We start from the raw sequence: 15597 nt of genomic DNA, 5'->3' as shown, positions 1-15597 counted from the left end.
CGGTGTTCCGTATGGCGAGATTGTTGTGTGACCGGCCGCCGTCGGGTGCCGGCGGCCCGGCCCGTGCTCCCGCCGTGTGGCCGTGCGCCCGGCCGTGCGCTCTCGTCCGGTCCGAGGGGGAGCGCTTCCATGAATGACGCGTGGGTCGGCCCGCTCGGCCGGGAACGGTGTCCCGGACCAGTGGGCTGGGGGATTCCGCCGCCCCATTCCCCGCGGGCGGCGGACGGCACCGGGAGGCGGGAGCGCCTCCCGGGCTGCCGGGCGTCCGGCGGCGGCGAGAACACCCCGTCCGCGTTCCAAACCCACCGGGCACGGTCGATATTTGGCCGAATGACGCCGGTGTGTCTCCGACGCCCAACTGGCCCATGCCAGGGGCGCATTCGGCTTTCGCGCGCGTGCACCCGGACCCCGCCCCGTGCGCCGTTGTCGTGGCAGCATGTCTCCCACCGAAACGGATGTGGAGGCGCCGATGCGATGGCTGGTGGGCTGGAGCAGTGTCGCCGGCTTGTCCTCCGCGACCGGGTACGACCCTCCCGGATACGGCTCCGCAGGGTACGACGGTCCCGGATACGGCTCCGCCCGGCACGACGGTCCCGGATACGGCTCCGGCCGGCACGACGGCCTCGGATACGGCTCCGGCGATCCGGCGGCCGAGGGGCGCACGGTGCAGCCGGTGGGCGCACAGCTCCTGTGGGGCGGCCCCGACCCGCTGTGGGCGGTCGGCGACTGGCGGCCCGACGAGGTGCGCCTGGTGGCCGTCGACGACCACACCCGCCTCGCCGTGCTCGGCTGTTGCGCGGCGAGCGACGAGGAACTGCGGATCGGCCTGCTCACCGCGCGCGGGGGCGCGCTGCGGCATCTCACGGCATGGCCCGGCAGCTACACGGCCGTCGTCAGGGCCGGCCGCCGGGTCACCGTCACCGGCGACCTCGCCGGCGCCCGGCCGGTGTTCCACACCCCGTGGGCCGGCGGCACCGCGTTCGCCACGGCCGCCCTGCCGCTCGCCGACCTCGTCGAGGCTCAGCTCGACATCGGCCACCTGGCGGCCCTGCTCGCCTGCCCCGAGACCCCGGAGGCGCTGCGCGACTCCACCCCGTACGAGGGGGTGCGACGGGTGCCGCCCGGCCACGCGCTGATCCTGCGCGAGGGCTCGCGCGAGATCGCCGGGTACGAACAGGTCGCCTCGCTCGCCGTCGCCGCGCCCGAGGCCGAGCCGCGCCAGGCCGTCGAAGGGGTGCGGGACGCCCTCGTCGAAGCCGTACGCGCCCGGCTCACCGCCCCCCGGCACGCGCCCGAGGCCCCGCTCCCCGACCCGGGCCCGGTCCCCGGCATGGGACCCGCCGACCGCCGCGCCGCCCGGGGCGCGGGCCCGGCCCCCGGCATCGGCGCCGACCTGTCAGGCGGCAGTGCCTCCGGCACCCTCGCGCTCCTCGCGGCCGGCCTCCCCGGCGTGCCGGGCACGATCATCGGGCACGGAGCGGGCGCGGGTGAGCGGCTGCTCGCCGTCACCTTCAACGACCTGGCCACGCGCGCGGGTTCGGGCCGCGAGGCCGAGCTGAAGCGGGCCCGCGAGCTGGCCTCCGACCCGCGCCTGCACCACGTGGTCGTCGCCGCCGGCGAGGAGGCTCTGCCGTACGCCGCCCTGGACGGCCCCCTCACCGACGAGCCGGGCCCCGCGCTCGTCACGGCCGAGCGGCACCGGCGGCGGCTCGCGGGCGGCAGCGCCGACCACTTCACCGGGATGGGCGCCAAGCAGGTCCTCGACGCCCACCCGGCGCGCCTGGCCGACCTCCTGATGGACCGCAGGCGGCGCTCCCTGGTGCGTCCCGTGACCGCGCTCGCCAAGGCCTCGGGCCCGTCCGCGGGGGCGTTCCTGGTGCCGCTGACCGTCTACCGGGCGGCGCGGAAGCTGGCCCGTACCCCGTACCGCACCGGTCTGGAGACGGCCGCCCGCCGGGTCCTCGAGGCGAACCGCGTGGCGCCCGACGGCTTCGGGCCCCTGGAGGCCTCGCTGTCCGCCCTCGCCTGGTCCCGGCCGGGGCCCGCGGCGCGCTGGCTGACGGGGGAGGCGCTGGCCGAAGTATCGGTTCGCCTGAACCGGGCGGCGACCCTGCCCGCCGCCGTCCAGCGCCCGGGCGAGGCACGCGCGCGTGCCGCCCTGGTCCGCGCCGCCGCCGACCACCGTGTCCTGGAGCAGGCCGCCGAGATCCGCGGCCAGCGGCTGCACGCCCCCTTCCTCGACAACCAGGTCGTACGGGCCTGCCGGGCGCTCCCCGAATCGCTCCGGGTCCAGCCGGACGCACGCGCGGGCGTGCTCCGCACGGTCCTCGCCGGCGCCGGCGTCCGCGAACTCCCGCCGGGCTGGGGCGTACCCCACCCCGCCGTTCCCGCCGCCGCCACCCGCGCGGGCCTCCGCGCCGCCCTCCCGGGCCTCCTGGCCCTCTTCGACGCCCCGCTCCTCGCCGACGCCGGCCTCATCGACGCCCGCGTCGTCCGCAAGGCCCTCCGCTCCGCCGCCGACGGCGCCCCCGTCCCCCTCGACGGCCTCGCCGACCTCGTCTCCACCGAACTCTGGCTCCGCCGCCTCCTCGCCCGCCGCGGCTCCTGCTGGACCGACACCACCCAGCCCCGCGCCCACCGCGCCGTCCAGGGCCCCCTCATCCCGGCCTCCCGCTCCCTCCCGGCCTGAGGCCCGCCGAGCGGGAGAATGACGGCATGTCGACGGTGGAGCAGGTCTTCGAGCTGTACAGCGCGCAGGAGCCCGAGGGCTGGCGGGTGGAGCTGATCGAAGGAGAAGTATGCGTGTCGCCACCCGACGACGGGCAGCACGGAGAGATCGTGGCGGGACTGCGCGACCAGCTGACCGACACCGACAGGCGGTTGAGCGCGCACGCCGGCATCGGACTGAGGACGCCTGGTGGACCGGGCGGCCCCGGCAGACCGGTCGACGGCCGCGTCGTTCCGGACCTCACACTTGCCCTCAGAGGCGCCTTCCGGAACGAATTGATCTGGCAGGCCCCAGCTGCCGTCCTGCTCGTCGCCGAGGTGACCTCCTTCTTGTCAGCGCACCGTGACCGGTGCCGGAAGTCCCGGGCCTACGCGCGCGCGGGCATCCCCCTCTACCTCCTCATCGACCGCGAGGCCGGCGAGGCCGTCGTCTGCTCCGGCCCCGCCGGAGACGACTACGACCACAAGGCCGTCCACAAGCTGGGGACGATCGTCCCGCTTCCCCACCCGCTCGGCTTCGAGCTCGACACCTCGGCGTTCTGACGCCTAGGGGCAAACCCCGAGGCGCCCGCCCCCGCCACCGGCCACAATGAGCCGGTGCGGTATCTCATCCTCGGCACCACCGAGGCCCTCCGGCCCGACGGCACCCCCCTCCCTCTCGGCGGCGCCCGGCTGCGCGCCCTCCTCGCGGCGCTCGCGCTGCGCGGCGGACGGCCCGCGTCCGTCACCGAGCTCGCCGACGACGTGTACGGGGACGAGCCGCCGCTGGACACCCCCGCCGCCCTCCAGGCCCTGGTCGGCCGCCTCCGCCGGGTCATCGGCCGGGAGGCCGTCGCCTCCACCCCCGGCCCCGGCTACCGGCTCGTCGCCGGCCTCGAGGACATCGACCTGTACGTGTTCGAGCGCGCCGTCAGGGACGCGGGGACGCGCCTCGACGCCGACGACCCCGACGCGGCCGCCGCGCTCCTCCGGGAGGCCCTCGGCCTCTTCCGCGGCCCCGCCCTCGCCGACCTGCCCGACCCGGCGGGCGTCCGCCCCGAGGCCCAGCGGCTCGCCGCCCTCCGCCGGCGCGTCGAGGCCGACCTGCGCAGGGGCGCCACCGACGGACTCGTACCGGAACTGTCCGAGCTGACCACCACGTACCCGTACGACGAGACCTTCCGCGCCCAGCTCATCCGCGCCCTGCGCGCCGAGGGCCGCCACGCCGACGCCCTCACCGCGTACGAGTCCGCCCGCCGCACCCTCGCGGACGCCCTCGGCGCCGACCCCGGCCCCGAACTCACCGCCCTCCACCACGAACTCCTCACGGGCCCGCCCCCGCCCCCGCCCTCCCGCACGGCCCCCACCGCGACGGCTCCCACCGGCACGCCCCCGTCCCGGACGGACCAGCCCCAGACGGACCAGCCCCAGACGGATCAGCCCCCCACGCCCCCGTCCCAGACGGACCAGCCCCGGCCGGACCAGCCCCAGACCGCACCGCCCCAGCCGCCCCCGGCCGGCAACATCCGCCCCCGTCTCACCTCCTTCGTCGGCCGCGAGCCCGAGCTCGCGGCGCTCGACGCGGAGCTGGGCCGCTCGCGCCTCGTCACGCTCACGGGGCCCGGCGGCTCCGGCAAGACGCGGCTCGCGGAGGAGGCGGCGGTCAGGGCGGCCGGCCCCGAGGCGTGGATAGCCGAACTGGCGCCCCTGGACGACCCGGAGGCGCTCCCCGGCGCCGTCCTGTCCGCGCTGCGGCTCCGGGAGATCAGCCTGATCACCCGCGAGGGCGTGCCGCTCAGGGACGACCCGACCGCCCATCTCGTGGAGCACCTGGCGGACCGCCCGCTCCTTCTGGTCCTGGACAACTGCGAGCACGTCATCGACGCGGCCGCCGCGCTCGCCGAGACCCTGCTGACGCACTGTCCGCGGCTGCGGATCCTGGCGACCAGCCGCGAACCCCTGGGTGTGCCCGGCGAGTCGGTCAGGCCGGTCGAGCCGCTGCCGCCCGACCCGGCGCACCGGCTGTTCGCCGAGCGGGCCCGCGCGGTGCGTCCGGCGTTCGACCCCCTGCGGGACGGCGGCGCGGTGGAGGAGATCTGCCGCCGGCTCGACGGCCTGCCGCTCGCCATCGAACTGGCCGCCGCCCGCCTCAGGCTGCTCACCCCCCGGCAGATCGCCGACCGTCTGGACGACCGGTTCCGGCTGCTCACCTCGGGCTCCCGCACGGTCCTGCCCCGCCAGCAGACCCTGCGCGCCGTCGTCGACTGGTCCTGGGAGCTCCTCGACCCCGACGAGCGCACCCTCCTGCGCCAGGTCTCCGTCTTCGCCGGCGGCTGGGACCTGGCGGCCGCGGAGGCGCTCTCCCCGCGCGCCGCGGACGCGCTCGGCGCGCTGGTCGACAAGTCCCTCGTGGTCGCCGCCCCCGTCGACGGGGGCGAGATGCGCTACCGCCTCCTGGAGACGATCCACGAGTACGCCGTCGAGCGCGCCGCCGAGACCCCCGGCCTCCTCGCCGCCGCCGAGGCCGTCCACACCGCCCACTTCACGGCGCTCGCCGAGACCGCGGAGCCCCGGCTGCGCTCCGGGGAGCAGCTGCCCTGGATCGAGCGGATCGAGCGGGACCTCGACAACATCAGGGCCGCCTTCCACCGGGTGCTCGTCGCCGACCCCGACGAGGCCGCGGCCCACCGGCTGGTCTTCGCGATGGGCTGGTTCTGGTGGCTGCGCAACTACCGTCCCGAGGGCCTGGCCTGGGTCGAGCGCGCGGTCGCGCTCGGCGAGGACCCGGAGGATCCGGCCGATCCCCGGTACTGGCCGCGCATGCACCTGCGGATGCTGCACTTCTTCCTCGCCGTGGAATCCCACGACGCCACCGAGTTCCAGGACGACCCGGAGGTCTCCGCCCTGGTGCGGCGGGTGCGTGCCGCGTTCGGCGCCGACCCCGGCCCCGAGGCCGCCCGCTTCCCCGGTCTGCTCTGGCCGTTCACCGCGTACCTCACCGAGCAACCGGCCGCCATCCGCGCCCTGCTCGACACCGCCGTCGCCAACTGCCGCCGGCACGGCGGCGACTGGGAGATCGGCGTCACGCTGATGTTCCGCACCCACATGGTCGTCGACATGCCCGGCGACATGCCCGGGGTCGACGAGGACCTGGCGGAGCTGCGGGAGCTGGCCCGCCGGGTCGGCGACCGCTGGATGGGGGCGCAGGTCGCGAGTGCGGCGGCCGAGGCCCACATGATGCGGGGCCGCCACGAGGAGGCCGGAGCGGCGTACGTGGAGGCGCTCGGGCTGGCCCGCGAGGTCGGCGCGCACGCCGAGAGCCCCTTCCTCCTCGCCCGTCTCGCCGAACTCCGCTACCACTCGGGTGACATGGAGGCCGCGAAGAAGGGCCTCGCGGAGGCCGAGGCGGAGGCCGAGCGCTACCGCGTCCACGACGCCCGGACGATCGTCGGCTTCCTGCGCGCCGCCATCGCCCTGCACGAGGGCGACGTCCCGGAGGCCCGCCGTCAGCTGGAGGAGGCAGGCCGGCTGGTCAACGGCGGCACCCCGCCCCCGCACTTCGCGGCCGCGGTGAGCGGCCTCGCCGCGCTCGTCGAAGCGTACGAGGGCAAGGGGGCCGAGGCCGTCGCCCGCGCCGCGGCCGCGCTGCGCGCCGCACACGAGGGCCAGTGCGCGACCCTGGTCGGCGCGGCGCTCGGCGAGGGCCTCGCGACCACCCTGGCCGAGGCGGGCGAACCCGCCCTCGCCGTGACCGTCCTGGCCGCGGTCGACGTCTGGCGCGGCGACATCCCCCGCTCGGTCCCCCAGCTGCGGGACGCCGAGGCGCTGACCGCGAAGGCCCTCGCCGTCCTCGGCGCACCGGGCCTGGCCGCCGCCCGCGCGGCCGGCGAGGGCCTCGACGTCGACGGCGTCCTGTCCCTGGTCTCCGTCAGGAGCAGCTGATCCGGGACTCCGCCCAGTCCGCGACGGCCGCCCGCCCGAACGGCGTGTGCTCCTCGACGACGAGCCGGAGGGTGCTGCGGCCGGTGATGTCGACGTGCACCGGGAGCGGCGGGTCGCCCGCCCGGACGACGTCCGAGCGCCAGAGCCGCTCCCCGTCGCCGTAGACGGAGAAGCGGACGCCGCCGGAGCCGAGCCAGGCGCTCAGGTCGTCGATGCCGACGACCGCGTCGTAGCTGGTGCACTGCCGGTTGAGGTCGACGAGCAGCGACGAGGGCGCGTGGACGCTGACGCCGTGCGCGTACGGCGTACCGCCGATGGAGAGGCTGCTCCGCTGCCACATCCAGCTGCTGTCCGCGAGGGACACCTCGGGCTTGGTGCCGTCGCCGAAGACCCCGTACTGCAGCTCGTCGACCCGGTAGACGGTCGGCGCCGCGACCGTCGGCGGCGGTGTGGGCTTCGGGGTCGGCTTCGGCTTGGGGCTGGGCGGCGGCGTGGGCTTGGGCGTGGGCTTCGGCGTCGGCTTGGGGGACGGCTTCTCCGGCGTCGGGGTCGGCGTCGGGGTCGGCTTGGGCGGCGGCGGCTCGGACCGTACGGGCGGGGGCGGCGGTACGGGCTTGGGCGTCGGCTTCGGCGGCGGCGCGGGCTCAGGCGGCACGACCGGGGTGACGACCTGCGGCGCGGGCTTCGGCGCGGCCACCGGCTGCGGGTCCCCGGCCATGGCCCACACGAGGCCCGCGGCGGCCGCCACCGCTATGGCCGCGGCGATCCCGGCCTTCGCGGGCGCGCCGAGGCCTTCGGCGGCGGCCCCGCCGGAGGCCGCGCCGCCGGAGGAGCCGGAGGCCGCGGCCGCCGCGCCCGCTCCGGCCGCGGCGGCGGTGCCACCGGCGACGACCCCGGCGGCCTTGAGCGAGTACCCGGCGGCGAACCAGCCGATGACGGCGACCGGCAGCAGCGCGGGGATCCCGGCGTTGACGTGGGCGAGTTCACCGGCGGCGAGCCGGCACTTGGCGCACTCCTCCAGGTGCTTGCGCAGGCCGCGCTCGGCCCGCATCCGCAGCCCGCCGCGCGCGTAGGCGCCGAGCCGGTCCGCGTACCGGGCGCAGTCCCCGCCCGCGGTCAGCGACTGGCTGACGTGGGCCTGGAGATAGGCCTGCTTGAGGCCTTCGCGGGCCCGGCTGGCGAGCACGGCGGTGGCGTTGGCGGTGAGGCCGAAGAGCGGGGCGACGTCGCTGGGCGACTCCTCCTCGACGGTGGTGTGCCACAGCACGGCCTGCCAGCGCTCGGGCAGCGACCGGAAGGCCTGCATGGCGAGCGACTGCTCGGCCTCGTGCATGGCGCGGACGTCCGCGCCGAGGTCCATGCCCGCTCCAAAGGAAACAGTCTGGTCGGAGACCTCGGAGGAGCGGGCCGCCTCCGCCGCGAAGACGGCGAAGTCCTCGACGAGGTGTTCGCGCTTCTGCGTCCTGGCCCAGTTCGCCGCGACCCGCCGCACGGTGGTCATGAGGTAGGCGCGCACGGCCTGCTCGGGCCCGGCCCCGCCCCGTACCGCCTGGAGGGTACGGGCGAACACCTCGGCCGTCAGGTCGTCGGCGGTGTGCGCGTCCCGGCAGCAGGTCCGCGCGTACCGCCGCACGGCGTCGGAGTGCCGCCGGAACAGCTCCTCGTACGCCGATCCGTCCCCGTCCCGCATGAGTTGCACGAGCTCGGCGTCCGAGGGCGGCAGCGCGACGGGCGGCGGCAGCACGCCCTCGGACTCGTCGTCCTCGGCCTCGCCGGAAGCGTCGTCGGGAGACACCGCGGGCACCAGGCCCGCGACCGGTGTGAAGGACTTCCCCTCCCGCTGCTGGGGAACGCTCGGGTCGGCCTGGCCGACCGCACCGGACCGTTCGGGCGCGCCGGAGAGACCACCGGGTCCACCCTGGCTCGGCACCTGCGGGGGGAGCGACCCCCCGGGCTCGATGCCACCGCCGTCGCCCAGCGGCTCGTCCCGACCGTCACCGCTCATCGCGGAAGCCCCCGTCACGCACGCCCAGACCCGAACACCGGCCAAGCCTGCCACAGAGCGCGGGCACGCCGAAGCGGCGCGTCCACTTACCACTCGTCCGGGGAGACTTCCGGTATCCGGGCGTAACCGCTCACACGTTCGTGTCATGCTCGTTGGTCCGCCCGGACCACGGAACAGCCGCCTCCCACCGCGACGTACGAGCCGCGACGTACGAGGAGACGGAGGGAGTTACCGGGACCGAAGGCCCTCGAGCAGGATGTCGAGGAGCCGGGCCGAGGCAGCCGCCTGCTGCACCGCGTCCGGCAGCGCAGGCGCCGCCGTGGCGATGACCAGGAGGACGTCCGCGACGGTCACGTCCGCCCGCAGCTCACCCGCCTCACGCGCCCGGTCGACGAGCCGGCCGACGACCTCCAGCAGCTCCGCCGCTCCCGCGTCGTCCCGCTCCTCCGCAGGCACACCGCGCGGCGCGACCACACGCGCGTCGCCCTGCTCGGCGCCACCCCGCTGGTACGGGACCCGGGCCGTGTCGTCACCCTCGTCGCCGACGGGCAGCACCACCGGCTCGTCCACGCCGACCCGCAGCACCTGCGGCGGCAGGAGACGACCCGCGCCCGAGGCAACCGAGGTCCGCAGGAACCGGGAGAGCGCCGACCACGGCTCCTCCTCCTGGCCCAGCGCCGCCCGCGCCTGGTCGGTCAGCCGGGAGGTCTCCTCCTCGGCTATCCGCCGCACCAGGACGTCCTTGCTGGGGAACCGGCGGTAGACCGTGCCGACCCCCACGCGGGCGCGACGCGCCACGTCCTCCATCGGGGCCCCGTAGCCCAGCTCGCCGAACACCTCGCGCGCGGCGCGCAGGACGTGCTCCAGATTGCGCTGGGCGTCCACCCGCAGCGGGGCGGACCTGCCGCCGGGCACCACCGTTCCGTTGCGCGGCTCGGAGACAGCGCTCCCCGAACCGTGGCCGTCGTCGACGATCGCCGTCCCGGCGCCCGTCGGCCATCGCGAATCCTGAATCTGCATAAGCGTTCCCCCGCTCATGATGTCTCCCCCCGGAGACTCCCCGCCCTGACACGGGGTTCTCGTCCGACCGGCGCTGAGGTCCACGCGCTCCGATCCGACACCCCGATGAAGTACGAACATAGTTGAGTCGGGGTCAATTCAGAAGGGGAAGTTCCGTACGGTCCGCCCCCCGATCGGAGCAAGGCCCGGAACACTCCCGATTCCGACCCCGTAACCTCCCCGCCCCACCCGCTCTGACCTGCGCGAACACCTCCGCGAGTGAAGTGAACGCCACCCCGCGCCTCCATACCCCTCCGGTCACACAATTTGCCGAGCCTGTGGACAAACAACGGACGGCGGTGCGTCATGGGACAGTGACCGAACCTGCGCGCATTCTCGTGGTCGGCGGTGGATACGTCGGCATGTACACCGCGCTGCGCCTCCAGCGGCAGCTCAGGGCCGAGCTCAGAGCCGGCACCGCCGAGATCGTGGTGGTCACCCCCGAGCCGTACATGACGTACCAGCCGTTCCTGCCCGAGGCCGCGGCCGGTTCGATCTCCCCGCGCCACGTCGTCGTACCGCTCCGCCGGGTCCTCGACCGCTGCCGGATCCTCATCGGCGAGGTCAGGACCATCGACCACGCCAAAAGGACCGCGACCCTCTCCACCCTCGCCACCGAGGAGGAGGGCACGGGACCGACCGAGCTCACCTACGACGAACTGGTCCTCGCGCCCGGCTCCGTCTCCCGCACCCTCCCGGTCCCCGGCCTCGCCGACCACGGCATCGGCTTCAAGACCGTCGAGGAGGCCATCGGCCTGCGCAACCACGTCATCGAGCAGATGGACATCGCCTCCTCCACCCGCGACCCCGCCCTCCGCGACGCCGCCCTCACCTTCGTCTTCGTCGGCGGCGGCTACGCGGGCGTGGAGGCCCTCGCCGAGCTGGAGGACATGGCCCGCTACACCGCGCGGTACTACCACAACGTCAAGCCCGAGGACCTGAAATGGGTCCTCGTCGAGGCCTCCGGCCGGATCCTCCCCGAGGTCGGCGAGGAGATGGGCAAGTACGCCGTCCGCGAGCTGCGCGGCCGGAACATCGACGTACGCCTGGAGACCCGCCTCGACTCCTGCGAGGACCGGGTCGCCGTCCTCAGCGACGGCACCCGCCTGCCCACCCGTACCGTCGTCTGGACCGCCGGCGTCAAACCCGCGCCGGTCCTCGCCGCCACCGACCTGCCGCTGAACGAACGCGGCAGGATCCGCTGCACCGCCCGGCTCACCGTCGACGGCGTCGACCACGCCTGGGCCGCCGGCGACGCCGCGGCCGTCCCCGACGTGACCTCCGACGAACCCGGCAGGGAATGCGCGCCCAACGCCCAGCACGCCGTCCGCCAGGCCAAGGTCCTCGCCGCCAACATCGCCGCCTCCCTGCGCGGACAACCCCTCAAGGAGTACGCGCACGCGTACGTCGGCTCCGTCGCCTCCCTCGGCCTCCACCAGGGAGTCGCCCACGTCTACGGACGCAAGCTCAAGGGATATCCCGCCTGGTTCATGCACCGCGCCTACCACCTCAGCCGGGTCCCCACCTTCAACCGCAAGGCCCGGGTCCTCGCCGAATGGACCCTGTCCGGCCTGTTCAAACGGGAGATCGTCTCCCTCGGCTCGCTGGAACACCCCCGCGCCGAATTCGAACTCGCCGCCGCTCCGCCACCCGACACCGGCGACAAGCCGTCGTCCTGACATCACTGTCAGTGCACTCGTCCACACTGGACGTGTGACCATAGGTGGGCTCACACCTGCACAGCGTGACTCTGCACGGCACCGACACCACGAGGCATACAGATCCGTGAACTTCACCCGTTGGAGCGCCCGGCTCCCCGGCACGCAGCGCCGCGCGGCGCGGGGGACCGAAGGCTCCGTGCCCGCAGCCCGCGGTGAGTACGGGCAGCAGCTGGAGCAGCCCGCCGAGACCGACGACACCGCCGAGACCGCCGAGGTCCCCTCCCTGGAGGACTTCTCCGTACGGGAGCTCCTCGGCCGCCTCCCCGGCCTGGTCGCCCTCGTGTACGGCCCCGAACACCGCATCGCGTACGTGAACGACGCCTACGCCGCCGCGTTCGGCCCCCGCCCCGCCGGCGCGACCGTCGCCGACACCTGCCCCGAGGCCGACGAACTCGGCTTGCTGCCGCTCATGGACCAGGTGCTCCGCAGCGGCAAGCCCCGCACGGTCAAGTCGCGCCGCACCCAGGACGGCGGGTCGTACACGGTCACCTGCCTGCCCGTCGACAGCCCCCGGCTCGACGGCGGCGGAGTCCTCGTCCACGCCTCCGACGTCACCGACCACGCCGAAGCCGCCGAGCGGCTCCGCGCCAGCGAGCGCCGCCACCGCGAGACCGCCGTCACCCTCCAGCGCTCCCTGCTCCCGCAGGAACTGGAACAGCCCGACGACCTCCGCATCGCCGCCACCTACCAGCCCGGCGGCACCGACGCGGCCGTCGGCGGCGACTGGTACGACGTGATCACCCTCGGCGCCGGCCGCACCGCACTCGTCATCGGCGACGTCATGGGCCGCGGCGTCCGCGCCGCCGCCGTCATGGGCCAGCTCCGCACCGCCGTCCGGGCCTACGCGCGCCTGGACCTGCCCCCGCACGAGGTGCTCCAGCTCCTCGACGGCCTCGCCGCCGAGATCGACGCCAGCCAGATCGCCACCTGCGTCTACGCGATCCACGACCCCAACGAGGGCAAGCTCGTCTACGCCTCCGCAGGCCACCTCCCGATCCTCGTCCGCGACGAGGACGGCACCGTCCGCCGCGCCGAGGACCCCACCGGACCGCCACTCGGCACCGGCGGCTGGCTGCACGCCTCCGGCTCCATCGCCCTGCCGCCCGGCTCCACCGCCGTCCTCTACACCGACGGCCTGGTCGAACGCCGCCGCGAGGACATCGACGAGGGCGTCGCCGCCCTCGCCCGCGCACTCTCCGGCGCCAGCGGCACCCCCCAGGTCGTCTGCGACCGGCTGCTCCGCTCCCTCGGAGTCACCGCCGAGCACGACGACGACGTCGCCGTCCTCGTCGTCCAGCACCCCTCCCGCGCCGGAGCGGACGCCGAGCTCTTCCACAACGCCGCCCTGGAACTCCTCGGCGGCGTCGAGGCCGCCCCCCGCGCGCGTGCCTTCGCCTCCGGCGTCCTGTCCAGCTGGCGCTTCCCCGTCGAACTGCGCGACCTGGGCGTCCTCGCCACCAGCGAACTCGTCGCGAACTCCCTCCAGCACGGCACCCCGCCCATGCGGCTCCGGCTGCGCCGCACCGACCGCCGGCTGATCATCGAGGTCACCGACGGAGACGACCACCTCCCGCGCCGCCGCAGAGCGGAAACGGAAGACGAGGCGGGTCGCGGGATCTCCATCATCGCGACGATCGCCTCGTCCTGGGGGAGCCGCCGCACACCGGGCGGCGGCAAAGCGGTCTGGTGCGAGTTCGCCCTCCCCGACCGCGTCACCGGGGCCGACTAGACGGCCGCGGCCTCCTTCTCGGGCTGGTGCCGCGCCACGACCTTCGACGGCTTCCCGGCCAGCGAAGGCTGGTTCTGCTCCGGCGTCAGCCGCCGGCCCAGCCGGACCGCCAGGAACGTGATGCCCAGCGAGAACAGCACGAACGTCACGATGTACGGACCGTGCAGCGCGGCCCCCATGGGCCCGCCCACGGCCGGACCGACCGCCAGCGCCAGCTGCTTGACCAGCGCGAACGCCGAGTTGTACTGCCCCACCATCGACTCCGGCGCCAGATCGGCCACCAGCGGCGCCACGGTCGGCGACAGCATCGCCTCACCGAGCCCGAACAGCGCGTACGTCGAGATGAACGCGGCCGTCGCCATCGTCTGGCTGCCGTGCCCGAGACCCGCGTACCCGGCGATCAGCCACGCCACGGTCCAGATCAGACCCACGGCCGCGATCACCCGCGTCCGCTTCCGGCGCTCGACGAACTTCAGCACCAGGAACTGGGCCGCCACGATCACCGCCGTGTTGGCGGCCAGCGCGATCCCGAGCGTCGACGGCTGAATGCCGGCCGCCTCGGTGCCGTACGCGGCCAGGCCCGACTCGAACTGTCCGTAGCAGGCGAAGAAGAGGACGAAGCCCAGCACGCACAGCTGCACCATCGCCTTGTGCCCGAGCAGCGCCCGAACACCGCCGCCCTTGCCGCCCTCGGACGGACGCGCGCCCTGGAACGCCGGCGAACCCGGCATCCGCACGGTCCCGACGATCGCCGCGAGGACCAGGAACATCGCCGCCTCGATCGAGAACAGCAGGATGAAGCTGCCCGGACGGCTCGTGTCGACCAGCAGACCGCCGATCAGACCACCGACACCGAGGCCCAGGTTCTGCAGGAAGAACTGCATGGCGAAGGCCCGGGTCCGGCCGACCGGCGTCGAGCACCAGACGATCATCGTCGCCAGGGCCGGCTGGAGCACCGCCGTACCGGCACCGAGCAGCGCCGCGGCACCCACGGCCGCCGGCACGCTCGACGCGAAGCCCATCCCCACCGCACCCACGGCGGCGACCACCGAGGCGACCAGCAGCACGGGCACCGGCCCGCGCCGGTCGATGGCCCGCCCGCTGAAGGGCAGCACCACGAGTGCGGCCATGGCGAAGACCGCCAGCACGATGCCCGCCGTCGCCGCGCCCAGATCCCGCACCTGGGCGACGTACACATAGAGGTACGGCACCGTGAAGCCGAGTCCGAACGCGCTCAGCGCGCTGCCTGCCTGAATCCGGCGCATCGCGCCCCTCGCCTCGGTCACACTCACCCACTTCGGTCGCAGGTTCAGAGGTGTAACCCTGAACCTTGAAGACTTCAACACTAAAGTTAACGCCTTAACAGTACACACTGAAGGACTTCAATGCCAACGGGGCCCGTGGGATACTCGCCGCATGTCCGACACCACCGAGCGGTCCGGCCAGCAGGCCCCCCAGGAGCCGAGCCTCGACGAGCAGATCGCCGCCTATCAGCGCGAGTTCCGCGACCTCGACCCCCAGGTCGAGAAGGTCGTCTCCGCGCTGGGCCGGCTGAACCGCCGCATGAACGTGGCGTACGGCCGCCAGCTCGCCGACCTCGGCATCAGCAACGCCGAGTGGGAGGTCCTCAAGACCCTGGTCCTCGCCGGCGAGCCCTACCGGCTCGGCCCCGGCGAGCTCGCCAAGCGCCTCGGCCTCACCCCGGCCGCGATGACCCACCGCATCGACCGCATGGCGGGAGAAGGCCTGGTCACCCGCGACCGCGACGAGAACAACCGCGTCCGCGTGATCGTCGAGCTCACCGACGAGGGCCGCTCCAAGTGGCTGGAGGCCATGCGCATGGCCACCGCCTTCGAGGAGGACCTCCTCCAGGACCTCACCACCGACGAGCGGGGCATCCTCGGCGAAGTCCTCATCCGCCTCCTCCGCCGCGTCGAGCTCACCCAGCCCGACGCCGGCGGCCGCCTCAAGGACCTCGACTGACCCTCCGGCGACGCTCCGCTGACGCCCTGGCCGGGGGTTGACACGCCCCTTCCGGATGCGTACTGTTCTCCGAGTTGTCACCGAGCCGGAACGGTTCTCCGACAACCATCCCGCCGCAGATGCGGCACCTCTTACTCAGCACGATCTCCCCACCGGGACGAATTTCGGCATGCCGAAATTCATTTCGAAAGACTCGATTATGAGCCGCCGGGGAAATCCGCTAGAGTTTGAGACGTCGGAACGGCCCAACAGCCGGAAAGACAAACCCCGCTGACTGGGAATCAGACGCCGAAAGGATCTGATAGAGTCGGAATCGCCGGAAGGGCCCGGAGCGAAAGCGAAAGGGACCGGAAAGCACCGAGGAAATCGGATCGGAAAGATCTGATAGAGTCGGAAACGAAGGAAGCGCCCGGAGGGCCTGGAAACAGGAACGAAGGAAGCGTCCGCACCTT

Annotated in this window: 9 protein-coding genes; 6 read left to right on the top strand and 3 right to left on the bottom strand. The window is 74.3% G+C overall.

Features of this window, described 5'->3' with window-relative positions; translation table 11 throughout:
• Positions 1–469: 469 nt before the first annotated feature.
• The 3 genes from ACZ7G1_RS17515 to ACZ7G1_RS17505 are packed head-to-tail and all read left to right on the top strand — an operon-like array spanning position 470 to position 6648.
• Entirely contained in the window at positions 470–2689 is a 2220-nt protein-coding gene (locus ACZ7G1_RS17515; protein WP_470878189.1) for an asparagine synthase-related protein, read from the top strand.
• A gap of 26 nt (positions 2690–2715) precedes the next feature.
• Positions 2716–3270 carry a Uma2 family endonuclease gene (locus tag ACZ7G1_RS17510; protein WP_470878064.1) on the top strand — a complete coding sequence of 185 codons (555 nt, stop codon included), beginning with the start codon at positions 2716–2718 and terminating at the stop codon, positions 3268–3270.
• A gap of 54 nt (positions 3271–3324) precedes the next feature.
• Positions 3325–6648: an AfsR/SARP family transcriptional regulator gene (locus ACZ7G1_RS17505; RefSeq protein WP_470878063.1), complete on the top strand. Its 3324-nt coding sequence runs from the start codon at positions 3325–3327 to the stop codon at positions 6646–6648.
• Here the strand turns inward: ACZ7G1_RS17505 and ACZ7G1_RS17500 are convergent.
• Entirely contained in the window at positions 6635–8653 is a 2019-nt protein-coding gene (locus tag ACZ7G1_RS17500) for a sigma-70 family RNA polymerase sigma factor (RefSeq protein WP_470878062.1), read from the bottom strand. The genes ACZ7G1_RS17505 and ACZ7G1_RS17500 overlap by 14 nt on opposite strands.
• 228 nt (positions 8654–8881) lie before the next feature.
• Positions 8882–9673 (bottom strand): TetR/AcrR family transcriptional regulator, encoded by a 792-nt coding sequence (locus ACZ7G1_RS17495; protein WP_470878061.1) that lies wholly within the window; start codon positions 9671–9673, stop codon positions 8882–8884.
• 353 nt (positions 9674–10026) lie between these two features.
• Between ACZ7G1_RS17495 and ACZ7G1_RS17490 the strand changes: the two genes are divergently transcribed.
• Both ACZ7G1_RS17490 and ACZ7G1_RS17485 read left to right on the top strand, forming a co-directional pair.
• Positions 10027–11391: an NAD(P)/FAD-dependent oxidoreductase gene (locus ACZ7G1_RS17490; protein ID WP_470878060.1), complete on the top strand. Its 1365-nt coding sequence runs from the start codon at positions 10027–10029 to the stop codon at positions 11389–11391.
• A gap of 106 nt (positions 11392–11497) precedes the next feature.
• Entirely contained in the window at positions 11498–13162 is a 1665-nt protein-coding gene (locus tag ACZ7G1_RS17485) for an ATP-binding SpoIIE family protein phosphatase (RefSeq protein ID WP_470878059.1), read from the top strand.
• Here the strand turns inward: ACZ7G1_RS17485 and ACZ7G1_RS17480 are convergent.
• The gene (locus ACZ7G1_RS17480; protein ID WP_470878188.1) at positions 13159–14427 is read right to left on the bottom strand and encodes an MFS transporter; all 1269 of its coding nucleotides are present in this window, start codon (positions 14425–14427) and stop codon (positions 13159–13161) included. The two genes, ACZ7G1_RS17485 and ACZ7G1_RS17480, sit on opposite strands and share 4 nt — an antisense overlap.
• Positions 14428–14578: 151 nt before the next feature.
• On the opposite strand from ACZ7G1_RS17480, the gene ACZ7G1_RS17475 reads away from it, so the two are divergent.
• The gene (locus tag ACZ7G1_RS17475) at positions 14579–15145 is read left to right on the top strand and encodes a MarR family winged helix-turn-helix transcriptional regulator (protein ID WP_470878058.1); all 567 of its coding nucleotides are present in this window, start codon (positions 14579–14581) and stop codon (positions 15143–15145) included.
• The last annotated feature ends 452 nt before the right edge of the window (positions 15146–15597 follow it).

It is taken from the genome of Streptomyces sp. NPDC037273, from assembly GCF_055603625.1.
Note: the sequence above shows the minus strand (reverse complement) of the source record. Positions and strands in the feature narration are given on the sequence as shown.